Annotated in this window: 24 protein-coding genes and 2 pseudogenes; 7 read left to right on the top strand and 19 right to left on the bottom strand. The window is 67.3% G+C overall.

Annotated elements, in window-relative coordinates; translation table 11 throughout:
• Positions 1-539 precede the first annotated feature (539 nt).
• Entirely contained in the window at positions 540-1,463 is a 924-nt protein-coding gene (locus AC1DO7_RS31680) for a LysR family transcriptional regulator (RefSeq protein WP_441649943.1), read from the bottom strand.
• Positions 1,464-1,627: 164 nt separating this feature from the next.
• On the opposite strand from AC1DO7_RS31680, the gene AC1DO7_RS31675 reads away from it, so the two are divergent.
• Positions 1,628-2,842, top strand: coding sequence for an MFS transporter (locus AC1DO7_RS31675; RefSeq protein ID WP_441620340.1), 1,215 nt, complete (start codon positions 1,628-1,630; stop codon positions 2,840-2,842).
• A 93-nt stretch (positions 2,843-2,935) separates the two neighbouring features.
• Here the strand turns inward: AC1DO7_RS31675 and AC1DO7_RS31670 are convergent, their stop codons facing one another.
• From AC1DO7_RS31670 to AC1DO7_RS31625, 10 genes and pseudogenes are all read right to left on the bottom strand, one after another.
• Positions 2,936-3,892, bottom strand: coding sequence for a LysR substrate-binding domain-containing protein (locus AC1DO7_RS31670; RefSeq protein WP_441620187.1), 957 nt, complete (start codon positions 3,890-3,892; stop codon positions 2,936-2,938).
• Between the two features lie 246 nt (positions 3,893-4,138).
• The gene (locus tag AC1DO7_RS31665) at positions 4,139-4,576 is read right to left on the bottom strand and encodes an SRPBCC family protein (RefSeq protein WP_441620189.1); all 438 of its coding nucleotides are present in this window, start codon (positions 4,574-4,576) and stop codon (positions 4,139-4,141) included.
• A 9-nt stretch (positions 4,577-4,585) separates the two neighbouring features.
• Positions 4,586-5,608, bottom strand: coding sequence for an aldo/keto reductase (locus AC1DO7_RS31660; RefSeq protein ID WP_441620191.1), 1,023 nt, complete (start codon positions 5,606-5,608; stop codon positions 4,586-4,588).
• 204 nt (positions 5,609-5,812) lie between these two features.
• Positions 5,813-5,917 (bottom strand): annotated as a pseudogene (locus AC1DO7_RS31655) (acetaldehyde dehydrogenase (acetylating)); the annotation flags it as partial.
• Positions 5,918-5,958: 41 nt separating this feature from the next.
• Positions 5,959-6,765 (bottom strand): 2-keto-4-pentenoate hydratase, encoded by an 807-nt coding sequence (locus AC1DO7_RS31650; RefSeq protein WP_477116991.1) that lies wholly within the window; start codon positions 6,763-6,765, stop codon positions 5,959-5,961.
• Entirely contained in the window at positions 6,762-7,559 is a 798-nt protein-coding gene (gene mhpD / locus AC1DO7_RS31645) for a 2-keto-4-pentenoate hydratase (protein WP_441620195.1), read from the bottom strand. Before mhpD ends, AC1DO7_RS31650 begins: the two co-directional genes overlap by 4 nt.
• Positions 7,556-7,771, bottom strand: coding sequence for a tautomerase family protein (locus AC1DO7_RS31640; RefSeq protein ID WP_441620197.1), 216 nt, complete (start codon positions 7,769-7,771; stop codon positions 7,556-7,558). The genes mhpD and AC1DO7_RS31640 overlap by 4 nt, the downstream gene beginning before the upstream one ends.
• 25 nt (positions 7,772-7,796) lie before the next feature.
• Entirely contained in the window at positions 7,797-8,531 is a 735-nt protein-coding gene (locus AC1DO7_RS31635; RefSeq protein WP_477116990.1) for a transporter substrate-binding domain-containing protein, read from the bottom strand.
• 46 nt (positions 8,532-8,577) lie between these two features.
• Positions 8,578-9,582: a Bug family tripartite tricarboxylate transporter substrate binding protein gene (locus AC1DO7_RS31630; RefSeq protein WP_477116989.1), complete on the bottom strand. Its 1,005-nt coding sequence runs from the start codon at positions 9,580-9,582 to the stop codon at positions 8,578-8,580.
• 31 nt (positions 9,583-9,613) lie between these two features.
• Entirely contained in the window at positions 9,614-10,504 is an 891-nt protein-coding gene (locus AC1DO7_RS31625; RefSeq protein WP_441620202.1) for an amidohydrolase family protein, read from the bottom strand.
• A 156-nt stretch (positions 10,505-10,660) separates the two neighbouring features.
• Between AC1DO7_RS31625 and AC1DO7_RS31620 the strand changes: the two genes are divergently transcribed.
• Entirely contained in the window at positions 10,661-11,563 is a 903-nt protein-coding gene (locus AC1DO7_RS31620; protein WP_441620204.1) for a LysR family transcriptional regulator, read from the top strand.
• Between the two features lie 195 nt (positions 11,564-11,758).
• A complete protein-coding gene (locus AC1DO7_RS31615; protein WP_441620206.1) occupies positions 11,759-13,789 on the top strand; it encodes a S8 family serine peptidase in 2,031 nt (676 codons plus the stop codon).
• A gap of 27 nt (positions 13,790-13,816) precedes the next feature.
• Here the strand turns inward: AC1DO7_RS31615 and AC1DO7_RS31610 are convergent, their stop codons facing one another.
• Entirely contained in the window at positions 13,817-14,881 is a 1,065-nt protein-coding gene (locus AC1DO7_RS31610) for a hypothetical protein (RefSeq protein ID WP_477116988.1), read from the bottom strand.
• 165 nt (positions 14,882-15,046) lie between these two features.
• Here AC1DO7_RS31610 and AC1DO7_RS31605 point away from each other — a divergent pair, with 165 nt between their 5' ends.
• From AC1DO7_RS31605 to AC1DO7_RS31595, 3 genes are read left to right on the top strand one after another with little or no spacing between them, the layout of a single operon-like run.
• Positions 15,047-17,251 (top strand): xanthine dehydrogenase family protein molybdopterin-binding subunit, encoded by a 2,205-nt coding sequence (locus AC1DO7_RS31605; protein WP_477116987.1) that lies wholly within the window; start codon positions 15,047-15,049, stop codon positions 17,249-17,251.
• Between the two features lie 19 nt (positions 17,252-17,270).
• Positions 17,271-17,747, top strand: a complete 477-nt coding sequence (locus AC1DO7_RS31600; protein WP_441620212.1) for a (2Fe-2S)-binding protein — start codon at positions 17,271-17,273, stop codon at positions 17,745-17,747.
• Position 17,748: 1 nt separating this feature from the next.
• Entirely contained in the window at positions 17,749-18,741 is a 993-nt protein-coding gene (locus AC1DO7_RS31595; RefSeq protein WP_441620214.1) for an FAD binding domain-containing protein, read from the top strand.
• Positions 18,742-18,787: 46 nt separating this feature from the next.
• Here the strand turns inward: AC1DO7_RS31595 and AC1DO7_RS31590 are convergent, their stop codons facing one another.
• The 6 genes from AC1DO7_RS31590 to AC1DO7_RS31565 form a co-directional block, all read right to left on the bottom strand.
• A complete protein-coding gene (locus AC1DO7_RS31590; RefSeq protein ID WP_477116986.1) occupies positions 18,788-19,033 on the bottom strand; it encodes a tripartite tricarboxylate transporter substrate-binding protein in 246 nt (81 codons plus the stop codon).
• Complete coding sequence (locus AC1DO7_RS31585; protein ID WP_477116985.1) at positions 18,946-19,479, bottom strand: Bug family tripartite tricarboxylate transporter substrate binding protein; 534 nt, start codon at positions 19,477-19,479, stop codon at positions 18,946-18,948. Before AC1DO7_RS31585 ends, AC1DO7_RS31590 begins: the two co-directional genes overlap by 88 nt.
• Positions 19,480-19,636: 157 nt before the next feature.
• Positions 19,637-20,590 (bottom strand): 2-hydroxyacid dehydrogenase, encoded by a 954-nt coding sequence (locus AC1DO7_RS31580; protein WP_441620218.1) that lies wholly within the window; start codon positions 20,588-20,590, stop codon positions 19,637-19,639.
• Between the two features lie 363 nt (positions 20,591-20,953).
• The gene (locus AC1DO7_RS31575; protein ID WP_441620220.1) at positions 20,954-21,739 is read right to left on the bottom strand and encodes an SDR family NAD(P)-dependent oxidoreductase; all 786 of its coding nucleotides are present in this window, start codon (positions 21,737-21,739) and stop codon (positions 20,954-20,956) included.
• 103 nt (positions 21,740-21,842) lie between these two features.
• Entirely contained in the window at positions 21,843-22,643 is an 801-nt protein-coding gene (locus AC1DO7_RS31570; protein WP_477116984.1) for an alpha/beta hydrolase family protein, read from the bottom strand.
• A gap of 192 nt (positions 22,644-22,835) precedes the next feature.
• Positions 22,836-24,185 carry a hypothetical protein gene (locus AC1DO7_RS31565; RefSeq protein WP_441620224.1) on the bottom strand — a complete coding sequence of 450 codons (1,350 nt, stop codon included), beginning with the start codon at positions 24,183-24,185 and terminating at the stop codon, positions 22,836-22,838.
• Between the two features lie 260 nt (positions 24,186-24,445).
• Here AC1DO7_RS31565 and AC1DO7_RS31560 point away from each other — a divergent pair.
• Positions 24,446-24,994: pseudogene (locus AC1DO7_RS31560) on the top strand (methyl-accepting chemotaxis protein); the annotation flags it as partial.
• 83 nt (positions 24,995-25,077) lie between these two features.
• On the opposite strand, the gene AC1DO7_RS31555 reads toward AC1DO7_RS31560, so the two are convergent.
• Positions 25,078-26,389, bottom strand: a 1,312-nt coding sequence (locus AC1DO7_RS31555; protein WP_477116983.1) for a TonB-dependent siderophore receptor, incomplete at its 5' end; no start/stop codon positions are given.

The following is a 26,389-nucleotide window of genomic DNA, read 5'->3' as shown; positions in this document are numbered from 1 at the left end:
GGCATCCGCTATCAAGCGCCCACACTTATCGGTTGTTTGTTTGTTAAAGAACTTGCCGCGGTTCGCTTTGCTTACCGCGTCGCTGCTTTGTTGTCAGCAGCAGAGAAACGAGATTATGAAGAAACTTAGTAATTAAATCAAGAGTTTTTTGYGAAATTTCTTTTTTTCAAAAACCTCGCTCACCTCGACTAATTACCTTCGCCGACCCAGGCAATCATTTTCCCTGCTTGATTCGCCGCAATATTTCCTGCTGCGGGGGACCGAATACTAAGGGTTCCACACCGAGCTTGCAAGTTTTTTCTGGAAAAAACCAAAAAGTGCCACCATGGCCACATCGAGGGTGCATCGAGGCCCGAAGCCGCCGGCACGCCTTCCTACGGCAGGCCCTCGTGACRGGCAACAGCGCAGGCATCCGGCAAGTTACGCAGGAGCGAAGCGGCATCCCCAGAGCGACGGCGTGTCCAGGTCCATGACTCGCTCAACACCCAGTGCGCCCGGCACTTCGTCGTAGAAATGCCGGGCGCCATGCCCATCCGACATCAGTCATGTGGCGGCGGGACGGGTGCACTCTGCGCTGCGCGCGTTCGCAGGCGTGGTGTCGCGAAGTCCAGGAAGGCACGCAACTTCAACGGCAGCGGCGCTTGTCCTTTATGCACAAGACTGACTGGCAATGGCGCCGACTCGAATTCCTCGAGCACGATGCAAAGTGTCTTATTACGTATGGCATCCGCAACCTGGTAGGACAGCACACGTACCAGTCCAACGCCGAGTATCGCGGCTGCAATAGCCGCCTCCGCGGTATTGACTGCAAGCCGCGAATGAATGGGCACGGATAACTCGGACTTGCCGAATCCAAAAACCCAGGCGCGCATGGACGCGAGAACCTCGAAGGTAATGCATTTATGCCCGGCGAGATCGCGCGGTCCGGCCGGCACGCCGTGAGTTGCCAGATATGCCGGACTTGCACATACGACCCGGCGGACGACTCCGACTCGCGTCGCCATGAGCGTGCTATCGGGCAATTTACCAATCCGGACCGCCACGTCGGCGTGCTCGTCCATCAGATGCACGACGCGATCCGTGAGCGCGAGGTTGATGTCGATCTCCGGATATTGCGCGAGAAATTCCGCAACGACCGGCACGACGTGCAAGCGCCCGAAAGTGACAGGAGCCGTGATGACGAGCTCGCCCCTGGGCGAGGAATGTTCACCGGTCGCAGCGCGCTCGGCCTCTCCGATTTGCTCGAGAATCCGCCTGCAGGCGGCCACGTATGAATCCCCGGCTTCCGTCAGCGAAAGCTTGCGCGTCGTGCGGTGAAGCAAACGGACTTTTAAATGTGCCTCCAGCTCCCCAATCTTGCGGCTGACTGTTGCCAGCGGCACGCCGAGGCGACGCGCGGCGGCGGACAAACTGCCCGAATCGGCGACCGCGATGAGCAGAGACATGGAGTCAAAAAGGTTCATCTGATTCTATCGATTCTATCAATTGATGGAAGGATGACTCTCAATTTTGCTGGATTCTCTTTTCAGATGCAAGGAGGTAACTTACGAACCTAGTATCTCGAGAATGAAAGGAGAGTGCCGTGAGCAACCCATCCAACCCACCCGACAGTCCGCACGCGCCTGCGATGGCGTCCCGTAGCAAGATCGTGATGATGGCAATCATCGCGGGCGCGGTGATCACCAACATCTATTGCACACAGCCGATCTTGCCGTTGATCGCGTCGGACCTGCACCTCGACGTGACAACGGTTGATCTCGTTGCCGGCGCTGCGTTGCTTGGCTTCGCAACGGGGCTGGCGCTTCTGTTGCCTCTGGGCGACCGCTTCGACCGTCGCAAGCTGGTACTCGGCCAGATCGCGCTCGCCTTCGGCTTTGCCGTGGTTGCAGCGCTCGCCCCCGGTGTCTGGGCGCTGATCGCAGCTTCCTTTGGTCTTGGCATTGTCAGCTGCGTGCCGCAACAGCTCGTGCCTTTCGCGGCCGTCATGTCGCCGCCAAGCGAGCGTGGGCGCTCGGTGGGGACGGTCGTCAGCGGGATCATGGTTGGCATCCTGCTTGGCCGCACGATCAGTGGCGTGGTCGGCGCGGCCTATGGCTGGCGCGCGGTCTATGGCGTGGAAGCGGCGTTCATGATCCCGGTCTGGATCGCCGCCGCATCGCTGCTGCCGCGGGGTCGGCCCACCACGAATCTGTCCTATGGACGCCTGCTCGCGTCGCTCTGGCCGCTGGCGCGGGACAATCGCCCGATCCGGGAATCGATGATCATCCAGGCGCTGTTGTGGGCTTGCTTCAATGCGTTTTGGGTGAATCTGGCCGCGCTCCTCGTAAGCGGTCCGTGGCACCTTGGTAGTGCCTGGGCGGGCGGCTTTGGCATCATTGGCGCGGCTGGCGCACTTGCCGCTTCACTCGGCGGTCGCGCCACTGACCGGTTGGGGTCGCGCAGCGTCATTGGGGCCAGTATCGGCATAGTGACGCTTGCGTACGTGCTTCTCGCCGGCGCCGATTCCTCGCTTGCCCTTCTGGTTATCGGTGTCATCGTGCTCGATATTGGCGTGCAGTCAGGCCTTGTGTCCAACCAGACGCGCGCCTTCGCCGTTGATCCGAAGGCGCAGGGCCGCATTAACAGCCTCTACATGACCGCTACCTTCTTCGGCGGCGCCCTCGGTACGGTGATCAGCGGCTGGCTCATGACTCGCTTCGGCTGGACGGGCATCGTCGCATTTGGAATCGTGCTTGGACTCATCGCTTCCGCAATACACTGGATCGGCGCCCGGGGCGGCCAGCGGAGCCCGAATACCGATGCGGCGATCAAAGCGGGCAACATCTCAGCGAGCGCAGATTGAATTGCCCCGGAGCCGGTCCGCGAGGATGCGTCGCGGACCATCCAAGACCTTATTCGAGACGGCGGGGGCCGGGCTCGCGGCCGCAAGCGCGGGCTATTTGCCGATCGCCAACGCTGCCTCAGGAGCGGCCGCCGGCTGGTGCGCCGGACCGGTGATCTCGGCGCTCGTCCTGATGAGGGTCTTGCGGAAAATCTCCACCAGGGGCCGCAGATTGACTTTGTGCCACGCCGCCCACAACGGCGTGCGGTAGGTGAACCACGACAGTTCGTGCAGGACCACCCCGTCCGGCGCCTGGTGGCGCAGGCTCTGCTGGATCATGGTCATGCCGAGGCCTGCTGCCACCAGTCCCAGTGCTGCCAGCGGCTCGGTGGCTTCCATGGTGATGGACGGCGTAAAGCCGGCCCTGGCGCAGGCGGCAATGAAGGTGTCGTGCCGCAGGGCACTCTCCCTGTGCATCACGCCAATCCACTTCTGCGCCGCGAGGTCGTCCGGCGTGAAGCGCTGCGCCGTTGCCAACGGATGTCCCTCGGGAATGGCAAGCAGCATCGGGTCGTTCAGCACCTGTGCGGACTCCAGGTCCGGGTCGTCCGGAGGCGGCGGCTCGCATACCAGGGCGATGTCCAGGCTGCGCTGGCGCAGTCCTTCGATCTGCGCCGCGGAGGGATGGTTGTAGAGCGCGATATGCACGTTCGGGCGCGTCTGCCGCAGTTCGCGCAAGGCATTGGGCAGCACGCCGGAATGCATGGCGTATTCGAGATACCCGATGCACAGCCCGCCCTCGTCCCCCTTCCCCAGGCGCCGGGCCAGTGACTCCAGCCGGTTGCCATGGGTGAGGAAGGCGCGCGTTTCGGCCAGGAATGTGCGCCCGTCCGTGGTCAGGCGGATGCGCTGCTGGGAGCGCTCGAACAGCGTCAACCCCAGCTTTTCCTCGAGTTGCGCGATCTGCCTGCTCAGCGGCGACTGCGAGATGTGCAGCCGCTCCGCCGCCCGTCCGACGTGYTCTTCCTCGGCGACGGCGACAAAATAGTGGAGTTGGCGAATGTCCAGCATCTCAGACCTCTAGAGACTTAACTTTTTCCTGATCATGTCCCGTCGAGGCTCAACTTGCAACGCCCGACCGTGCCGCGATCTGCGGATCTTCATCTCCGCATATTGCATGAAGCATGCCTTGCAATGATTTCCCCGCCGCGCCAGGAAAGGCGTGGCGGGGAGACGATCATTCGCCGCGCCGGAACAGCACGCGCGACGTGCCCGGCCCGGAGCCGACGCAGTACCGGCTTAGGCCGTCGATGGCCTTCAAGACGAAGCGCTGTCGCTGCTGCTGCCAAACGACGCTTCGAGCGCCTTCAGGCCGTCCCGGTAGATACCGCCGAACAGGGCGGACGCCTCCTCATCGCTCACACCAACCGGCGTGAACTGGCCGGACCATTCGACCTGCGCGCCCTGCTCGCCTGGGATTTCCAGCACGCGCAGCGTCGAGCGATAGCCGGTCACGGGGAACGGCGCCTCGAGGATCGAATAGGTGTAGCTGCGCGCCGCGTTGTCGAATACCTCGAGCCGCTCGACGATGGCATTGCCGTCGGGATTGGCCAGGCGACGCACGCGGCCGCCCTCGCTCAACTCGCTCCTGGGAATGTAGGGCAGCCAGTCCGGCAGCGAATCGAAGCCGCCGATCCGTTGCCATACCTGGTCTGCCGGGACCGCGAGCGTGATGCTTGCAAAAGCTTGTGCCATGTTGGCTCCTCAGGCGAGATCGATGGGAAGCGGCGCATTGGGCGCGACCAGGCCTTGCTCGCGCATTTCGCGCCAGAAGCCAGCGGGGATCGGCTCCGACAGCGCGGCCATGTCTTCGGCGATGCGCTCGGGACGGCTCGCCCCCGGGATTACCGCGGCGACGGCGGGATTGGCCAGTGCGAATTGCAGGGCGGCGGCCTTGATGCCGACCTGGTAGCGCCGGGCGATCGCCTTGATGCGCTCGACTTTGGCGACGATGTCGGCCGGCGCCTTCTGGTACTCGAAATGCGTGCCGCCGGCCAGGATGCCGGAGCTGTAGGGGCCGCCGACGACGATCTCGACCTTCTGCGCGGCGGCCGCCGCCATCAGGCGCTGCAGGGCGCGCTCGTGATCCAGCAGCGAGTAGCGCCCGGCGAGCAGGAAGCCATCAGGCTGCGCTTCGGCCAGGTCCAGCGTCAGCTCCAGCGGTTCGACGCGATTGACGCCCAGGCCCCAGGCCTTGATGACTCCTTCCTCGCGCAGCCGGGTCAGCACGCGGAAGGCACCCTTGCGGGCAGTCTCGAAGTAGGACAACCATTCGTCGCCATAGAAGTCCTGCGCGATATCGTGCACCCAGACGATATCGAGGCGATCGGTGCCCAGTCGTTTCAGGCTGTCGTCGATCGAGCGCAACGTGGCGTCGGCCGAATAGTCGTTGACCAGCTTGTTAGGACGCCCGGTGGCGAACAAACCACCTTTTTCGCCAAGATCGCGCGCGCTGGCGTCTTCGACTTCGTCCAGGATCAGGCGGCCAACCTTGGTGCTGATCACATAGTCATTGCGGTTGCGCTTGGCCAGGGCCTGGCCCAGGCGGATCTCGGACAGGCCGGCGCCGTAGAAAGGCGCGGTGTCGAAGTAGCGGATCCCGTGTTCCCAGGCGGCGTCCACGGTGGCGGCGGCTTCGGCTTCGGGGATATCGCGGAACATGTTGCCCAGCGGGGCGGTACCGAAACCGAGGACGCTGCCGGCGGGCAACTTGTCTTTGATGCTCATGACTGCTCTCCAGAAGTGAGTTGAGTGAAGGCAGTCTAGGATCGCAAGTTGAGCCTGTCCAAGACGGAATAGGGAGAACTTAAGTCTCCCAAGGTCTTAATATGAACGAGCGGGCTGGGCCGGACGCGCGTACATTGGCGTCGCATGGGCTGCATCGGCCACTCGGCATGCATCGGCGCGCTTCGTCGATGCCCGCGGCGGTGGGGCGATGCCAAGGCGGCTGGCGCGGGCCAGCCCATCCGAGGCCGGGTCCACGCCGACCATCGCGCCCATTTCCAGGTGCCGGCTATTGCGCATCACCTTGAACATCAGGTCGGTGCCGATATTGCCCGGCCCGATGATGGCGACTTTCAGTTTGCGGTTTTTGCTTGTTTTCCTTCTGGCGGCGATACATGGAAGCCTGCATGCCCGAGCCCTTCCATATCGACCGAGACGTACTGCCCCGGCCGGATCCATTCGGCCTGCGTGGCGCCGCCGGCCATTACCAGCCAGCCTGTCTGCAGGGGCTCGCCGGCGGCTGCGGCGACGCGCGCCGCGGCCACCAGCGAGCGCAGCGGATGGCCGAGAATCGCCGCCGTGGAGCCCACCTGCACCGCCCGGCCGTCGATCGACAGCACCAGGCCGAGGTTGCCGAAATCGCGGTGCGGATCGTGCCAGGCGCCGATCACGAAGCCGCTCGACGAGGCGTTGTCCGCGATGACCTCGGGCAAGGTGAACTTGAAATCCCGGTAGCGCGAATCGATGATCTCGAGCGCCGGCGCGATCGCCTCCACCGCGGCAAGCGCCTCGGCAGCGGTCGCGTCGCCGGCCAGGGGCTTCTTCAGCACGAACGCCAGCTCCGGCTCGACGCGCGGATGCACGTAGCGCGAGAAATCGACCGCCCCGCCCTCCTCCACCTGCATGCCGCTGGTCAGGCGGCCCCAGATCACGTCGGACAGCCCCATCTGGATCATCTTGGCGCGGCTGGTAAAGCCCATCTTCACGCCGACCCGCCGCTCGCCGCGCGCCTCGYGGCGACGCACCGCGGCCGACTGGATCGCGTAGGCGTCGGCGAGCGACAGCGTGCCATCGGCATCGAACTGCGCCACGGCGGTCGCGCCGGCGGCGGCGTCGTCCAGCATTGCAGCAAGATCCTGGATCGATGTCAGCGAGGTCATTGCGCGTTCTCCGGTTCGAATACGGCCTTCACGCTGCCCAGGCCGTTGATATGGGCATCGAACACGTCGCCGGGCTGCACCGGCACCATCGGGCCGAGCGCGCCGGACAGCACGAGATCGCCGGCGCGCAGCGGGCTGCCAAGCGCGGCCATCGTGCGCGCCAGCCAGACCACCGCGTTGAGCGGATTGCCAAGGCATGCGGCGCCCGCGCCGGTCGAAACCGGCTCGCCGCGCCGCATCAGCGCCATGCCGCACAGGCGCGCGTCGAATGCCTGCAAGGTCTTCGGCGTGGTGCCGAGCACGTAGGCTGCCGAGGATGCGTTGTCGGCCACCGTGTCCACGAACCGGATATTCCAGTTGTCGATGCGGCTGCCGACGATCTCCAGCGCCGGCAACGCGTACTCGATGGCGCCGAGCACGTCCACCAGGCCCGCGCGCTCGAGGTCAAGGTCGCGGCCCAGCACGAAGGCGACTTCCGCTTCGATCTTCGGCTGCTGCAGCGCCGACACCGGAACCGGCTCGCCATCGCCATAGCCCATGTCGTCGAACAGCGTGCCGAAGTCGGGCCGGTCCACGCCGAGCTGCGCCTGCACGGCGCGTGCCGTCAGGCCGATCTTACGACCGACGATGCGATGYCCGCCAGCCACGCGTGCCTCGGTGTTGATGCGCTGGATCGCATAGGCTGCCTCGGCGTCGATGCCCGGGTACTGCTCGCGCAGCGGAGCGATCCATTCGCCGGTGCGCGCGGCCTCGCGCAGCGCAAGCGCGGCGGCTTGTTGTTGCTGGGGTGTCATGGGTTCTCCCTGGCGGCGCGCGCAGCGTCGATCTCGTCCTTGGTGCGGTCGCCCACGCTCCACTGCGTGGCGGGCAACTGGCTGACCAGCACGCGGATGCTCTCCAGCGGCGCGCCGAGCGTGGCGTGCACGGTGCGCGCCACCTCCTGGATGCAGCGCTTGACGGTCGCTTCGTCGCGACCTTCGATAAGGGTGATCTGTACGATCGGCATGAAGGTTTTCGCTATGGAGTGGAATTCAGGCGGCGGGCGGCGCCACCGYGATATCGGTCTTGCCGGCGCGCTTGAGCGCGTCGGCCACGAAGCCGTTGCGCTTCATGGCTTCGACGAAGTCATGCAACCAGGCGGCACCGGCCTCGCGGCCGCGCGGCAGGCACAGCGCCTGGTCGATCGCCAGGAAGTCGTCGGCCATCACGCGCAGGTGCGGCCGCGTCGCCGCGTATTGCTCGATCACGCGGCGCACGCCGGCGGCGGCGTCGAGCGGCGCGGACTCGAACAGCGCGAAGGCCTCGGCGGCCGTGGGCCGGCGCTCGATCCGCGCCTGTTTCAAGGTCCGCGTCAGGTGCAGGTCGTAGGCGGCCCCCTTGCCGACGGCCACGCTGCGGCCCGGCGCATCGACGTCCTGCGGGCRCTGCAGCGGCGAAGCGGCGTGGACCATGTAGCAGGCAGCGATCTGCACATAGGCCGGCGAGAACGCCAGGCGGTCGGCGCGCACGGGGTCGACCGCCAGGAAGGCTACGTCCCAGGCGTCGTCGGCGAGGGCATCGGTGACCTTGCCCGCGGCATCGTAGGGCACGAGTTCGGTCTCGAGTCCGAGCTGCTCGCCCAGCGCATAGGCCATGGCGACCGAGATGCCCCCCGGCGCGCCGGTGGCCGGATCGCGCTGCGCGAGCGCGGCATTGCCGAAGTTGATCGCAGCACGTACGCGGCCGTGCGGCGCCAGGTCCCGGAGGACGGAAGCATCGATAGTCATCAGGTTCATTCCTGGTCTGGGGGTGGGCCGGTCAGGGCGGGTCGGGTCAGTCAAGGTGCACGCCGGCCGTCTTGATGACCGTGCCCCACTTCGCGCTCTCGCTCTTGATAAAGCGCGCCAGCACCTCGGGGGTGCCGCCGCCGAGCTCCACGCCCGAAGCCGCGAATTTTTCCTTGACCTCCGGCCGCTTGAGCGTGGCATTCATCGCGGCATTGAGCGCCTGCACTACGTTGGCGGGCGTGCCCGCCGGTGCGACGATGGCGAACCAGGCGATGGACTCGAAGCCCTTCACGGTCTCGGCGATCGCCGGGACGTTCTTGAGCGCCGGCACGCGGCCGGGCGTGGCCACGCCCAGCGCCCGCATCCGCTGGGCCTCGACGAACGGCAGCGTTGCCGGCGAATTGTCGAACATCACCTGCACGTTGCCGCCCATCAGATCCGTGGCCGCGGGCGAGCTGCCGCGGTACGGCACGTGCAGCAGGTCGATGCCGGCGCGGCTCTTGAGCAGTTCCATGGTGAGGTGGCTGGTCGTGCCGTTGCCCTGGGAGCCGTAGGAAAGCTTGCCCGGATGCGCCTTGGCGTAGGCGATCAGCTCCGGCAGCGTCTTGAAAGGCTGCCCGGTATTGGCCACCAGCATGATGGGCACGGTGGCGATCAGGCCCACGGGCGCGAAGTCCTTGGCGGGGTCATAGCCAAGCCGGCGGTAAAGATACTGATTGATGCTCAGCGGGCCGGCGGTGGTCACCAGCAGCGTGTAGCCGTCCGGCTTGGCATGCGCGACGATCTCCGCGCCGACGTTGCCGCCAGCGCCCGCGCGGTTGTCGACGATGACTGTTTGCTTGAGGGCGTCGCCCATGCCGACGGCCAGGGCGCGCGCGACGATGTCGGTGGTCCCGCCCGCCGGGAACGGCACGACGATGGTGACCGGCTTGTCGAAGCTCTGTGCGGCGGCGGCGCCGGCGGCAAGCATGGCGGTGCCGGCGAACAGCCAGGCGGCGAGACGCCGCCATGGCGAACGGCCCGGGCGGGTACTGGTGATGCGCAAAGGCATTTCTGTCTCCTGTCTGAATCTTGTCCTGCGGTCAGTCGTCAAAGCCGTACAGGCGCGCCGGATTGTCCACGAGCATGCGCCGCTGCTGGTCCGCGTCAGGCACCCAGAGCGGAATCAGGTCGACGAGGTCGGCATCGTTGGGCATCGCCCCCTTGTAGATGGGATGCGGCCAGTTGCTGCCCCAGATCACGCGGTCGGGATACGCGCGCACCACGGCATGGATCATCGGCAGCATGTCCAGGTGCGGATATGCCTGCGACGACGAGCGATACAGGCTGGCGAGCTTGACCCAGCAGCGGCCTCCCTCCAGCAGGCCCATGAGCGCAGCGAATCCCGCCGACTGCACGCCCTCGTCGCCAAGCACATGGCCGAGATGATCGACGACGAACGGGTTGGGCAATGCCATCAGGCGCGGCGCCAGGTCGCACAACTCCTTCGACTCGTGCAGATGCAGCACCAGATGCCAGCCGAGCGGATGGGTCTCCTGCGCCAACGCCTCCAGGTGTTCGAAACGGGCGCCGCCGCGCACGACGGTGGAGATCCGGCAGCCGCGCATGCCGCCGTCGTGCATTGCCTGCAGCGCGGCTCGCCCGAGTCCCGGCCGGATTACCGCAACGCCGCGTGCGCGTTTTCCCATGCGTGCGATGGCGTCCAGCGTGACACGGTTGTCCGTGCCGTGCGCGCCGCCGTGCACGATCACGCAGCGGTCGATGCCCAGCGTGGCGAGCAAGGCCTCGTATTGTTCGACAGTGCAATCCTCCGGCGTGTAGCTGCGCTCTTCGGAAAAAGGGTACTGCGCCTGCGGGCCGAACACGTGGGCGTGGCAGTCCACGGCGCCCCGGGGCATGCGGAACGCCGGCATGCGCAGGTTGCGGTCCGGCCCCTGGCAGGGCGGGGGGGCGGCGGTGAGGCCGGTGGGCATGGCTTGTCTCCAGTCTGGTGCTTCGCGGGACTTCTGCCCCTGCGCTGATGTGGATCATCGGCCAGTCAGCCCTATACGGTCTAATACTATTTTTTTCCGATACCATACCGATCCGGTATTGCCCTTCCTGATCTCCTCCCAACACGCGGACCTCCCATGGATCTCAAACAGATGCGTTACTTCCTCGCGGTCGCGGAGGAGCGCAATTTCACCCGCGCGGCTGCGCGCCTGCATATGGCCCAGCCACCGCTGACGCGCCACATCCACGCGCTCGAAGAGGAACTCGGCGCCGCGCTGTTCGTGCGCACGGCCAAGGGCGTGGAACTGACGGAAGCCGGCACGGCCCTGCTCGAGGAGGTGCCCAATGTGCTCAGCATGGCGCGGCGGGCAAGCGAAAAGGCGCAGCGCGCGGGACGGGGCCTGATCGGCCGGCTCGACGTCGGCATCTTCGGCTCGGGCCTGCTCAACGTGATTCCGGTGCTGCTGGCGCGCTTTCACAAGGCACGGCCGGAGGTACGGATCGGCCTGCACAACATGGGCAAGGCCGAACAGATCGAAGCGCTGCGCGAGCGCCGCATCACGGTGGGGTTCAATCGGCTGGTACCGAACGAGCCGGACCTGATGGTCGAGACCGTGCTGCGCGAAACCATGCTGGTGGCGCTGCCGGAACACCACCGCCTGGGCAAGAAGCCGGTGCTGACGCTGAAGGATCTCGACAGCGAGCCGATGATCCTCTATCCCAATGCACCGCTGCCGGGACTGGCCCAGGAGGTCATGTCAGCGTTTCGCAGCGAGGGCGTGCGACTGGTGATCGAGCAGGAGGTGGAGGACGTGGTCACCGCCGTCGCCCTGGTTGCCGGGGGCTTCGGGCTTTGCGTGACGACCGAGTCGGCATCGAACCTGCGGCTGCCGGGCGTGGTCTATAAGCCGCTCAGGTCGCGTGTACTGAAGGACATCGAACTGAGCTGCCTGTACCGCCGCGACGATCAATCGCAAATTCTCCAGGCATTCCTCAACGTTGCGCGACAGGGCGCGCAGCTACCGCTGAGGCGGCGCTGACGCAGGCCTGACGCGCCAGGCATCGTGCCCCGCCCTGCCCCGGCGGCCGTCGTCGTGTTGTTGCATTTCAGCTGAAAAAAGAAAAATTCAATACGGAGCGGCGCCTCAGCGACTAGAACTGCATAGACAGCGCGCCGGCATGTCGGCGACGGGCCTTGCCCTGCGGCACCGGCGTGACGAGGGAGGAAAAACACGATGGCTTCCATCACGATCAACGGCATCGCGATCGACACGTCGGCACCCAGGGAGACCCTGGCGGCGTTCTCCCTGGCCAACGAGAACGCCAGCACGACCGACTACATCGTCGTGGTGCCCCATGCCCCGATGAATGCCGCACAGAAGCAGCAACTGGCGCGCGCCGGCGCCGAGGTCCTGGAAGCGGTGCCGGGCGGCGGGCTGGTTTGCTACTTCCCGAAGACCAGCCTCGCCAGGGTGCGGGCACTGCCGTTCGTCGACTGGGCCGACCTGTATCCCAACGTGGTCAAGCTCTCGCCGTCGCTGCGCCGGGTGGCGCCGCAGCCCGGCGGCGTTGCCGTGGCGGCGGCCGCGCTGGCGCCGCCGGCCGAGCTCGATAGTTCGCGCGTCACGGTCGACGTGGTGCTGCACCGGAACGCCAGGGTGGCCGAAGCGCACAAGCTGGTTGCCGCCGCCGCGCACCTGGACGTATCCGCGGTGACCGTGGCCGGGCACAAGCTGCGCGTGACGCTCAAGCGCCGGCGCCTGCCGGAGGTCGCGGCGCTGGACCCGGTGCGCCACGTCGAGGAAGTATTCCCGCGCCGGCTGGCCAACAATATCGCGCGCACCATCCTGCGCGCCCCGGCCGCGGCCGACCCCGCTGCGCTGCGCGGCGATGGCGAAGTGGTGGCGGTGGCCGATACCGGCTTCGACAAAGGCTCCACGACCAATGTGCACCCTGCCTTCAAGGGCCGCGTCAAGGCGCTGTACGCGCTGGGCCGGCCCGGGCGCAAGGACGATCCCGACGGGCACGGCACGCACGTGGCAGGCTCCGTGCTTGGCGACGGCGTGTCCAGCACGGACGGCGCCATCTGCGGCGCGGCCCCCGGCGCCAGGCTGGTGCTCCAGTCGGTGCTGGACAGCCAGTCAGGCCTGGGTGGCCTGCCCGGCGACCTGAACGATCTGTTCCTGCCGCCCTACAAGACCCACAAGGCGCGCGTGCACACGAACTCGTGGTGCAGCCAGGGCAACTTCGGCAAGTACGATCCGCAGGCGCATGAAGTCGATGAATTCGTCTACAAGAACCGCGACATGCTGATCTGCTTCGCCGCCGGCAATGCGGGCACGGACAGCGACGCCAACGGCCAGGTCAACCCGTCTTCGGTCCCGCCGCCCGGGACCGCCAAGAACTGCCTGACCATCGGTGCCAGCGAGAACGACCGCCCGGCCATGAAGATGACCTACGGCGCCGGCTGGCCGGCCGATTTCCCGACCAATCCCATCAAGTCGGACCGGCTCGCCAACAACCCGGAAGGCATGGTCGCGTTCAGCAGCCGCGGCCCGACCATGGACCTTCGCTTCAAGCCGGACGTGGTGGCGCCCGGCACGTACATCTTGTCCACCCGCTCGCGCGCGACCAGGTCCGAAGGCTGGGGCCTGTCGGGCGATCCGCTCTACATGTTCGACGGCGGCACCAGCATGGCCACCCCGCTGGTGGCCGGATGCGCAGCCGTCGTGCGGCAGTTCCTGCGCACCCGTCACCGCTTGCGCAAGCCCAGCGCGGCGCTGGTCAAGGCGCTGATCATCAACGGCGCACGCCCGCTTGCCGGGCAATACTCGCCTTCCGAGGCCGGGGCCGTGCCGAACAACAACCAGGGCTTCGGCAGGGTCGACCTGCAGGCGGTGACCGGCCCCTACGCGGACCACGAGACGCTGCAGTTCTTTGACGAAGCCACCCGGCTCGACACCGGCGARCGCGAGGACTACGAGGTGACCATCGCCGCCAGCGCGCGCAGGCTCAAGGTCACGCTGGTATGGACCGATCCGCCCGGCGAAGGGCTGCAGAGCGACCTCGACCTGGTGGTCGTGGCGGGCGGGCGCGAGTGGCACGGCAACATGGCCCTGGGCGCCACGGATTTCGACCGCGTCAACAATGTGGAGCAAGTGGAATGGAATCAGATCCCGGCCGGCAGCGTCACCGTATCGGTGGTGGCCCACGCCATTGCGCTGGCGAAGCAGAACTACGCGCTGGTGATCCGCGTGGGCGGCTAGCAGGGCCGCCCTGCCCCGCCCGTGCCGCTACAGCCCGGCAATCACGGCCCAGCACGCGAGCGCGCTGTTCATGCTGGTCCAGTAGCCGAAGCCCTCGTAGTAGTAGACCGCCCACATCGCCTGCAGGCTCTGCTTGGCCGGCTTGTTGCGCAGCTTGCCGTTGATCTGTGGGTCCGAGCAGTTGCGCACCACCAGCCAGTGTGGCGTGGACTTGCCGGCGGCGGCGCGTTCTTCCACCACCATGCCCAGCACCGCATCGCCCATCTCCACCGCGCTGCCGATCTGGTCGAGGTGGTTGAGCGACGTGCCGAACTCGAAGTAGTCGGTGGTGAGAATGGGATGGAAGGCCGGCAGCTCCCTGCCGTCGAGCTTGATGTCGGGATCGTTCTTGCGCACCGGCTTGGGCAGGTTGTCCAGCGGTGCGTAGTTGATCGTGGGCGGGAGGAACTCCGGCTCGGCGATCTGCTCCTTGAAGCCGGCCATCAGCTCCACGGCCTTGGCGAAGTGCGTGGTCTTGACCTGCCAGTCCGACTTGTAGACCTTGTCGTTGAACGGGCTGTCGCGGAACTCCTGCTTGAGGCGGAATTTCGCGCCGCGCGTAACGATCACGTCGCCGAGGTCGTGCTGCGCGAACACCGCGCCCGCGGTGCCCGTGGTGATCACCAGCTTCGCCTGCGTTTCGTCGATGATCTGGTGGAGCAGGTCCCTGATCGGCAGGGATGCCTTGTGCGGGCTGCCCGCCGGCGGCGTGGTGACGCCGTCCTGGTTGAGGTGGAGTTCCGACTTCATGCACAGCACGCGCTTGCTGCCGATCGTCATCACATCACCGAGCGCCATGGTTTCATCCACCGTCCAGGTGATCACCACGACGTCGGCCTTGGGCAGCGGGTCGTTCAGATCGGGGATGGTGGCCAGTGGCACCGGTGTCGGGCGCAGCGCGGCCGGGAAGGCGATCTGCGGGTGTGCGGCCAGCCCCGGCGCGGCCGCGAGCGTGGTCGCCACGGTGGGATGGTTGTCGAAATCGGCGGCCGTCATGCCGGACGACAGCAGCTGGCGCGCCAGCTCCTTGCGGAAATCGAGTTCGTCGCTCATGGCTTCCCCTTTGCGCGCTCTGCGCGTTGCTGTGGCGTAGATAGCCTATGTCGCCGCAAAGCAGACATCAACCGTAGCGCACAACCGTAACGCACAACCGTAACGCGCCATTGAAGGCGGCCGGTTCATGTACTAGAGTCCTTTCCGGATGTGGGAGGTTAGCCAATGAAGTCAGTCGGCAAATCAGTACCGCGCATCGATGGCCACGCCAAGGTTACCGGGCATGCGAAATACGCCGCGGATACCGCGCCGGCCGATGCCGTGCATGCCGTCATCCGCGCCAGTGCCATTGCCAAGGGGCGTGTCCTGTCGATCGACGAAACCACCGCGCGCGCGGTGCCTGGCGTGCTGGAAGTCATCACCTCGTCGAACTGCCTCGCGCTCCATGCGGCYGACCCGTTCCCCGACTCCGCCGGGCAGCACCGCCTGCCGCTGCAGGATGACCRTGTCGACCACCTGGGCCAGGCCATTGCGGTAGTCGTCGCCACCAGCCGCGAGGCCGCCGAATACGCGGCGGACTGCCTGCAGGTGCGCTACACGCCGAAGGCGGCAGTGCTCGAGCCGGCCGCGCAGCCGGTGGCCCGGCCCGCGGCCTCGCCGCTGCACAACTTCCGCTGGGCTGCCGATGTGCCGGACAACGGCCCTGCCCCCGCCGCGGCCGACGTGACCATCGACCAGACCTATGTCACGCCCTTCGAGCACCACAACCCGATGGAGCGCCCCGCCGTGGTTGCCGCATGGAACGGAGCCGCGCTGACGCTGCACGATGGCTCGCAGTGGATACGCGGCGTGCAGGCCATGGTGGCGGCCTGTTTCGGCATGCCGGTGGCCAAGGTCCGCGTGCAATCGAAATTCGTCGGCGGCTCGTTCGGCTCGAAGCGGCTCACATGGCCGCATGTGCTGCTGGCCGCCGTTGCCGCGAAGATGGTAGGCAAGCCGGTGGTGCTGGCGCTCTCGCGCAACCAGATGTTCTCGATGGTCGGGCACCGCCCCCATACCGAGCAGCACCTGACCTTGCAGGCGGCCAGCGACGGCACGCTGAAGGCGCTCACGCATGCCGCCAAGACCACCACCTCGATGAACGACGACTTTGTCGAGCCGGCCACTTCGCGCACGCGCATGATCTACCGCTGCCCCACCGGCCAGGTCAGCCGCGCGCTGGTCCGGCTGGATCTGCCCACGCCCACCACCATGCGCGCCCCCGGCGAAGCGACCGGCTTCTTTGCGCTGGAGTCGGCCATGGACGAACTCGCGGTGGCGGTTGGCATCGACCCCGTGGCGCTGCGGGTGAAGAATTTCGCCAGCACCGACCCGGTCTCGGGCGCGGCATGGACCTCGAACAGYCTGCGCCAATGCTATGAGATGGCCGCGCAGCGCTTCGGCTGGTCGGCACGCACCAGCGCGCCGGGATCGATGCACGATGCGCAGGGGCAGCGCATCGGCTGGGGCATGGCGAGCGCCGCCTATCCGGTCAACCGTTCGGCCGCCTCCGCCAGCGTGGGCATCGATGGCACCGGCACGGTCACGGTCAAGAGCGGCACGCACGAGATGGGCGGCGGCATCTGCACCGCGCTGGCGCAGATCGCGGCCGACGGCGTGGGCGTGGCGCTGGCGCGCGTGCGCGTGGAGATCGGCGATACGGTGCTACCGAAGACCACCGTCTCGGGCGGATCGCGCACGCTGGCCAGCGTCGGGTCAGCCGTGCTGGCGGCCAGCCGTGACCTGCAGGGCAAGCTRCTGGCCGCCGCCTCTGCGCAAGCGGGCACCGTGTTGTCAGGCGCAGCCCCGGCCGACATGGACACAGCCGACGGCCGCGCGTTCCTGAAGGCCACGCCCCAGAGCGGCGTCGCGCTCGAAGCCATCATCGCGGCCAGTGGCGGGGCCACGCTGGAGGCCGCCGCGAATGCCGCGCCACCGGCTACGCCGCCGGGGCCGATGCTGTCCTTCGGTGCGCATTTCGTCGAGGTCGTGGTGGACCCCGGGCTGCCGGTGCCGCGCGTGAGCCGGGTCGTCAGCGCGTTCGGCGTCGGGCAGGTAGTCAATCCGATGCTGGTCAGGAGCCAGCTGGCCGGTGGCATCGTCGGCGGCATCGGCATGGCGCTGCTGGAAGACTCGCCGGCCGATTCGGTTGCGGGCGGCTTTGTCAATGCCAGCCTGTTGTCTTACCTGCTTCCCACCTGCGCCGACGTGCCGCAGATCGACGTGCTGCTGGTCAAGGAGGTGGACGACAAGGCAAATCCGCTGGGCAGCAAGGGCGTGGGCGAGCTGGGCATCGTCGGCCTGGCCGCGGGTATCGCCAACGCGGTCTACCATGCCACCGGCGTGCGCGTGCGCCGCCTGCCGATCCGCATCGACGACCTGCTGAACTGAAGCGCTGGAGAGGCACGCCATGGCTATCGCCACGATCCACCTGACTGTCAACGGCGCTCCGCACGAGCTCAGCGTCGATACCCGCGCCACCCTCGCCGACACGCTGCGCGATACCCTGGGGCTGTACGGCACCAAGGTAGGCTGCAACCGTGGCGAGTGCGGCAGTTGCACCGTGCATGTGGACGGACGGCGCGTGCTCGGCTGCCTGATGCTGGCGGTGATGGCGGACGGGCATGCCGTCAAGACCATCGAGGGCGTGGCGCCATCGGCGACGAAGCTGCACGCCCTGCAGCGCGCGTTCGTCAAGCAGGATGCCTTCCAGTGCGGCTACTGCACCGCCGGCCAGGTCATGTCGGCGCTGGCCTGTGTAACCGAAGGCCATGCCGGCACCGAAGACGAAGTGCGCACCTGGATGTGCGGCAACCTGTGCCGCTGCGGCGCCTATCCGAATATCGTGGCGGCGGTACTGGCCTACGCCCGCGACGGCGGGACCTGACGTGCGCGCGTTCGCGTGGGTACGCGCCACCAGCGTCGCGGACGCCCTGACGGCGATCGCGGCGGGCGACGCCATGTGCATCGCCGGCGGCGTGGAGTTGCTGAACCTGATGCGCGAAGGCGTCTGCGCACCCGGCACGCTGGTCGATCTGAGCGGCATTGCCGAGCTCGGCCAGATCGAGCTCACCGCCACCGATCTGGTGCTTGGCGCGCTGACGCGCATGAGCGACGTGGCAGCCCACGCCGACGTGGTGCGCGAGTGCCCGGCGATCGCCATGGCGCTGGAACAAAGCGGCTCGCCGCAGACCCGCAACGCCGGCACGCTGGGCGGCAACCTGCTGCAGCGTACGCGCTGCGTCTACTTCCGCAACGGTGCCGTCGATGCGGCCTGCAACAAGCGCACACCCGGCAGCGGCTGCGCCGCGCTCGCCGCGGGCGCCACCCGCGCGTTCGCGCTGTTCGGCCGCAGCAGCCAATGCATCGCCACTCACCCGTCCGACCTGGCGGTCGCCCTGGCCGCGCTGGACGCGCAGGTCGTGCTGCGCGGCGCGAGCGGCGAGCGCACGCTGGCGGCGGCGGATTTTCTCCGCCTGCCCGGCACCACGCCCCAGCGCGACAACAACATGAAGCCGGGAGAGCTGCTGATGAGAATCGTCGTTCCGCGCAGCGCGCTGGCCAGACGCAGCATCTACCTCAAGGTGCGCGACCGCGCAGCCTACCAGTCGGCGCTGGTCTGCGTGGCGGCCGCCGTGGCGCTCCAGAACCAGAAGATCACGCAGGCAAGGATAGCCCTGGGCGGGGTAGCCCACCGGCCATGGCGGCTCACCACGGTGGAGGCGGCCATCGCCGGCAAGCGGCTCGACGCCGCGGGCTTCCACGACGCCCTCTCGGCGGCCATGCTGACGCTTGCGCCACAGAGCGCCGATGCCACCAAGCGCCTGATCGCCATCCGGGCCGTGGAGCGCGCGCTCAGGAACGCGGCGGCGGTGCCCTGAGCGACGCGAGGCGCGCCGTCCAGCCGCATGCCGCACGGAGCGCGCCTTATTCTGGCTCGATACCGGCGACCTTGATGATCTTGCCCCAGCGCTCCAGCTCCGCGAGCTGGAACTTCGCGAGCTCCTCCGGCGAGGACACCTTGACCTCCATGCCGTTGTCCGCCACGTAGTGACGGATCGATTCGGTGGCCATGGCCTTGCGCATCAGCTCGTTGAGGCGGTTGATGACCGGCGCCGGCGTGCCTGCGGGCGCGTAGAGCGCATTCCAGTAGCCGAAGTCATAGCCGGCCACGCCCAGCCGAAGTTCGCCAGCGCGATGAACTCAGGCACGGTCCTGGCCTTCACGCCGGGGTTCACGACCATCAGCATGTAGCCCTGCACTACCTGGCCGATCGGCGCGAAATCCTTGATGGGGTTGTAGGGAAGATTCTTGACCAGGTGCGGGTTCGCGGCCTGCGTGGTGTTGGTGGTCATGAACAGCGTGTAGCCGTCCGGAGCCGAGCGCGCGACCAGCTGGGCCGCGATGCCCCCGAACGCGCCGGGACGGCTGTCGACCACCACCGCCTGCCCCGTCTCCTTGGTGATCTGGGCGCCCATGGCGCGGGCCAGGCCGTCCGTGGTGCTGCCGGGGCTGGAGCCGATCACGATGGTGATCGGTTTCGACGGATAAGATTGCGCGCCGGCCAGGCCGGCCGCAAGCATGGTGACGGCGGCCGCCGCCAGATGGGTGATTCGCATTACTGTCTCCTGATATCTGTTTTTTGATCTTGCCGATATTGCCGATATTGCCGATGTTGCCGGCGTTGCCGGTGTTTCCTGTTCTCTCGATTTTGCCTGTTATGGCTGCTTTACCTGTTTTGCCGACCGTGCCGGTTTTTGCCGGGGCGTCGGCCGGTCAGGTAGTCAGGCTGAACTCCGGCCGCTGGCCGGCGAGCGCCTGCGCGATGCTGGCCAGGACCATCTCTCCCATGGCCGTGCGCGTCTGGTGCGTGGCGCTGGCGCGATGCGCCTGGAGCGTGACGTTGTCCAGCCCCAGCAGCGCTTCGGGCACGTTCGGTTCGTCGACGAACACATCCAGGCCGGCACCGGCGATGCGCCCGGACGTCAGCGCCGCGACGAGGTCGTCTTCCTTGACCAGCCGGCCGCGTGCGATGTTGATCAGGTAGCCGCCCGTGCCCAGCGCGTCGAGCACCGCCGCGTCGACGATGCCCTCGGCCTTGTCCGCGGCGGCGGCGAGCACCAGCGCGTCACTCTTCGCGGCCAATTGCACGAGGTCCGGCACGAAGGTGTAGGGCACATCCGCCATCGCCTTGAGGTCGGTGTAGGCGATGGGGCAGCCGAACGCCGCCAGGCGGGTGGCGATGGCGCGGCCCACCCGGCCCATGCCGACGATGCCGACGCGCATGCCGCTGACGCGGCGCGCCAGCGGAATCGCGCTCGGCTGTGGATTGCGCACCCAGTCGCCGTTGCGGATGAACCGGTCGCCCGGGCATATGCCCCGGCAGGTGGCGATCAGCAGCCCGACGGCGAGATCGGCGACGTCCTCGGTCAGCGCGCCGAAGGTGCCTGTCACCGGGAGGCCGCGCGCGCGGGCATATGCCAGGTCCACCGCATCGGTGCCGACGCCGTTGACCGCCACCACCTCGAGCGCAGGCAACTGCTCCATCATCGCCCTGCCGATGCCGGTGTGGCCGCCGGTGATGACCGCGCGGATCGAGGCGCCGTGTTCGCGCAGGTAGGCGTCCTTGTCGCCCTGCTCGAACAGCCGGTGCACGGTGTAGAGCGTGCCCAGCTTGTCATTGATCTCGGGAATCAGGATCGGATTCAACTGCAGGATGTTGGCCTTCATGCGGTGTCTCGTCGTTATCGTCATCAGTTGTCTTATGACATGAAGGCTAGTGCAGTGGATGAAGACAGTCAAGATCTATTGAATCGCTACCAACTATCGGCGTTTAAAGTGGCTATACAGGCCTTTAATTTTGAAATTCACGGGGGAATCAAACTGAAATATTACGCACCATCCACCTGAGAGCTGAAATCGGTTCCACCGGAGGCTCGACCCAAATCTGGCTCGTTATTATGTGATGTCATATAACATGAGGCGGAATTACCTCCTTTCGTGACGCCAACCCCGCCCTCCCCATGGAGAAGCGCGTTCAAACCCCCGGAACCGCCCGCCGCGGCACAGCCGGGCGGGCTCGCTGGCACAGGCTCAGATGACCGGATTGCGGCCGCCGTTGACCGACAGGATCGCGCCGACGATGTAGCTGGCGCGGTCGCTGGCCAGGAACAACGCGGCATCGGCGACTTCCTCCGGACGGCCATAGCGGCCCAGCGGCACCTCCGCAGATCCGCGGGCAAACGCTTCGTCCCGGCTGATATCCAGCCGCTTGGCTTCCAGCGCCAGCGATTGCTCGACTCGCCCGGTCAGGGTGTAGCCCGGGTTGATCGCGTTGATCCGGATGCCCAGCGCGGCRTAGTGCGCCGCATGGCCGACCGTGGACAACATCAAGGCAGCGTTCGCCGCGCCGCCGGAGATATGGGTGGACGTCGGCATCTTGCCGCCGGAACCGATGATGTTGACGATCACGCCGCTGCCGCGCGGCCGCATATGGGCCAGCACCGCCTCCTGCGCGTTGGCGACCGGGAAGTATTTGTCTTCCATGCCGGCCCGCAAGGCGTTGCCGTCGAGCGCCTCCGGCTCGTAGCGCTTCGCCGCGCCGGCGCTGTTGATCAGCACGTCGACCGGGCCATGCGCGCCTTCGATCTCCGAGACCACGCGCGTGGCGTCCTCGTACGCCGACAGGTTGGCGGCGTAGCCATGGGCCTGGATGCCCTCCTGCGCGAGCCCGGCCAGCGCGCGCTCGACATTGGCCGCATCCCTGGAGACGATGACGACGCGCGCCCCTTCACCGGCGAATGCCCGCGCGCACGCCAGTCCGATCCCTTTGCTGCCGCCCGTCACGACGACGAGCTTGTCCTTCAGGTTGAGTTCCATCGTTGCATTCCATTGTTGCCGTTGAGACCGCCCACATCCTACCCGGGCTTGCTATCCGGCGTGCGGCCGCGGCCTGCCCGGCAAGCAGCCTCGCATCGCCAGGCTAGCTGGCCGCGATCATGCCCTGCAGCGCCCTGAGGACCTCGGGCGAGCGGAACGCGCTGTTGTGGGTGTCGTCCGGCAGGAGCCGGAACGAAGCGTTGATCCCGCGCTGCGCGAGCGCATCGATGTAGCTGCGGGCGAGGTCCGGCGCTGTGTTGTCGTCMCTGGCGCCGGTCAGCGCGACGACCTTCGCGCCGGCGTCAACCTTGCCCGCCCAGGCCATCGGGTTCTCGCTGCGGCTCCATGCGCGGCGTCCGCTGCGCCAGGCCACGGTGTCGCAGGGGCATGAAACCAGCACCGCGCCGTCCATCAGCCTGGGCTTCAGCCCGAGCAGGATCGCGGCAGTCGCAGCGCCGCCCGAGTGGCCGACCACCAGCACGAGCCGGGGCCTGAACCGCTCGCGCAGACGCTCGATCGCCGTGCCGACCTCGGTGACGTTCTCCCGCGTGTAATGATCGGCGCGCCCGCTATGGCTGAACGCGACGGTCGACTCATTCCCGCTGCCGTCCGGATAGCCCGGACGCACCAGGGCGATGGACGCCACGTTGCCACCGAGTTCCTTCGTTGCCGCCTCGGCGGCAGCGAACTGGTAGTTGGCCGGCCCGCCCGTGGAAAGGTCCCCGTGCAGCCAGATCACCATCACTTCCGGCGCATCGGAGCCGAACCGGCGCATCACCAGGCACTGGGACGCGCCGCTGACGTGCAGCTCGGTGATGTCGGGGGTGCAGGTGGCGGCCTGTGCCGGCTGGCCGGAAAGGAACAGGAGAAGCGCGGCAAGGAGGGCAGTGGCTAGCTTCGGCATGGGAAATTCCGTTTCATCAGCGTCCGGTCCGGCAGCATCCCGAGGCTGCGGACAACGAGCGCAAGCATTGCCCGAAACCACGTGCTTGTCCATCCGGCAGGGTACGCCGCCCTGCCCTGGCGCAACGCCGGCCTTTCGCAGGTCATTCTCCGGTCTGTCCCCTGGCGACACACCGCAGGCAAACGGATTCCCTCAGTGCGTCGGGAACACCTCCAGCTGCTTGACGATCAGCGAAGCGCCGTCGCGCGCGGCCCAGAGCATCAGCACATCGTAGGGTGCATGCTCGAGGACGGCGATCGCCACCAGCGGAGAATCGCGGCCCGCGGCGTGGGCGACGAATATCGCCTGCTCGCCGCTGCGTGGCCTGACAAGCAGGCTGCGCCAGTCTGCCGGTGATGCAGTGACGTACACCGGACTTCCGCCGCCATCGGCCTGGCGCTTCAAGCCGGGATCGTTCGCCAGCCCGCGATCGCGCAGGCGCAGCCGCGCGAGCGCGCGGATCGGGGGGCTTTCGGCGCTCATCTTGGCGCCGGCACCAAAGAACGGCGAGAGCACCGGCCCCAGCTCCGCCACCGAGGTGGTCAGCCAGGCTTGCATGAAGCGCTCGACCCATTGCGCTTCGTCCTTGTCCACCTCCGCGCGGGCCTGGCGCGCGGCTTGCTCGGCCAGCGCATTGACCGAGGCGTCGAGCTGCGTGACCGCGCGCGGTTCGGCCAGCGGGACGCGGGCGCCGCGGTAAAAGGCGGGACCTTCCTGCGGCTCGCCACCATCGTTCAAGGACAGGCCGCGCACGATGGCATCCGGATCCGGCACGCCCTCGCCCTTCAGCCACCCGGCCTTGTCGGCCTTGGTCGCGGCATGGCAGAACACGTCGACCCGCGGTTCCAGCCGGTCCCAGGTGGCTTTGCCCTTCGGCAGGCGCTGTGCGCGGCGGTATGCCAGCAGACGCTCGAAGGTAGCGCGGGCAGCGCTACGGCACTGGTCCGGGTACTTGTATGTGAGGTCGGCGTCGTGGGAGAGCGCGCCGCCCTTGGCAGCCGGATGCGCCCACATCAGCAGCCTGTCGCACGGCCCTGTCGAGGGCTCGCCGCCGTGCGAGAAGCTGTCCTGCCAGCCGTGCAGCGCCTGTCCCAGGCGCGTGAGCCGGTCGCCGGCCTCGCTGCCATGCTCGCCGGTGACGGCTTCGACCGCGATCGCGGCGAATGGCTGCCTGGCATCGACCACCCGGTTTGCCGGCTCGGCCGGCGGCGGGTGCTGGGAGCGGAAGTGCAGTTCGCGGGTCAGCGCGCTGGCCGTCTGGTCGTGACGCACGCACAGCGAGTAGAGCATCGCATGGACCGCATCGAGCATGCCCGTATCGCTTCGCTCGTCTCCGGCTGCGATCAGGCGGCTGTCGCCGCCGTCAAAGCCTGCCTGCCCCGCCAGCCAGTAGGTCAGGCCGTAGTGGAAGTCCATCTCGTAGGCCTGCGCGCCGCCCGCGAAGCCCAGCCACACAAGCATCGCTGGTACGACGCGACGTAGAACGGACGAGGAAGCTGGCATGGCGCGTCTCTCCTGGATGACATCGCGAGCGGGAACTCACGACCGGACGGGGGATGCCCGGTGCCGGCCTCCAGCGGGAAGTCTGTTGGCTGGCATGGTCAGGTTCCGTGCGCCACCGAACGGAGCCGCGGAGCCAGGCAGCACGGCAGGCAAACCCGGCCCGGCCCCCTTCCCGGCCGTCATCGCACGGCCGCATGCACCGCGGCTGAACCCCACTTCAGCGGGGGGGAAGTGGCGCTACCGATGATCCGATAAGGTAGGCGGGGCGCGGCAGCTCGCTGGTATCCCGTGTGGTGGATACCATGGGCACCATCAGCGAATCGTCGGGCAAGATCGTGGAGATCATCGGCGTGATCGAAGGCATCGCCTTCCAGACCAACATCCTGGCGTTGAACGCCGCGGTCGAGGCAGCCCGCGCCGGCGAGCAAGGCCGGGGCTTCGCGGTGGTGGCCGAAGAGGTACGCAGCCTGGCCCAGCGCTCGGGCTCCGCCGCCAAGGAAATCAAGGTGCTGATCGACGACTCGGCCTCGAAGGTGGCGATCGGCAACGACCTGTTGGCGCAGACGGGCCGCACCATGGACGATGTGGTCGACAGCGTCAGGCGCGTGACCGACATCATGGCCGAAGTCACCGCCGCCACGCACGAGCAGGCGGCCGGCATCGAACAGATCAACGAGGCCGTGAGCCAGATGGACCACGTGACGCAGCAAAACGCTGCCCTGGTCGAGCAAGCGGCCGCGGCGGCCGGCTCGCTGCAGGACCAGGCCCGCGGCCTGATACAGGCGGCCGGGCGCTTCCAGGTCGCCTAGTTGCCTGCCCCAGGGCCGGCCGGCATCGGTGGTTCAGCCGGCTGGACGCCTGCGCGTGGCGGCCAGCCCGCTTCCGATGCGGGTCAGAACGCCAGCCTGGCGCTCACGCTGACACTGCGCGGATCCGCCGGCTGGATGTAGTCGGCGTACTGGAAGCCCCAGTAGCGCTTGTTGGTCAGGTTGTTGACGGCCGCGCGCAAGGTCAGCTCCTTGCCGGCCACGCGGGTGACGTAGCTGGCACCGAGGTTGAACACGGTATAGCCGGCCAGCGTGATGTCGCCGGCCGGGCGCAGCTTGGTGGTGCCGGTGTACTTGCCGTCGATGCCCACGCGCAGGCCCGGCACGAACGGCACGTAGTACGCCAGCCGCGCCGCCAGCACGAAGTTCGGCGCCCCGGCCACGCGGTTGCCGTTGAAATCGGCGCCGCGCGCGTACCAGCTATCSAGGTACATGGCRCTGCCGCCCAGTTCGAACTGCCCCACGCGCGCGGCGCTGGCCAGCTCCGCGCCCTGGTAGATCGACAAGCCGTCCTGCACGAACACGTTGTCGCTGTTGGCGTACTGCGCGCCGCGTTCGATGCGGAACAGCGCGGCGGTGCCGGTCCAGCTGCCCTGGTCGGTCTTGGCGCCCAGTTCGTACTGCTTGCTGCGGATCGGCTTGAGCTGCGCGCCGGCGTTGGCGTAGATGGTGTCCACGGTGGTGCCGCCTTCGAGCGACTCCACGTAGCTGGCGTACAGCGTGGTGCTCCGCAGCGGCTTGTACATCAGGGCGACGGTCGGCGTGACAACACCGTTCTTGCTGTAGCTCGAGGTGGTGGCCCCGCCGCGCGCATAGCCGTTCTGCTCGTAGTTGGTGTAGCGCACGCCGCCGAGCACGGACCATTTCTCGGTCAGCTCGATGGTGTCGCTCACGAACAGCGCCATTTGCGAGATATCGCTGGCGCGGTACTGGCTGAAGCCACCCTGCGAGTAGTAGGTACGCGTGTTGGGCAGCGCCAGGTTGCCGGAGCCGAGCGAGAAGTACACGTCAGAGCCGGTGCTGTAGCGGTCGATCTGCTCCTGCCACGCCGTGCCTGCCACCAGCTGGTGGCGCAACGGACCGGTGGCGAACTTGCCCTCGACCATGGTCGTCCACTGGCTGAACTGATGCCCCTGCGTGCCGTCGTAGCGGAAGTCCTCGTAGTCGCCGTTCACGTTGGCGAGCACGAAGGAGGTCTCGTTGCGGCTGCGCGAGACCTTGCTGAAGCTGTAGCTGGTGCTGACGGTCCAGTCCGGGTTGAKGTTGTAGCGCARGCCSGTGCTGTACARCTGCAGGTTGKTGAACAKGTGCTGGTCCGGGCCGGCGAACAGGCCGCCGCGGCCGCTCACCAGAACAGGCCGCCGCGGCCGCTCACCA

The organism is Cupriavidus sp. 05N40 (genome assembly GCF_056397305.1).
Note: the sequence above shows the minus strand (reverse complement) of the source record. Positions and strands in the feature narration are given on the sequence as shown.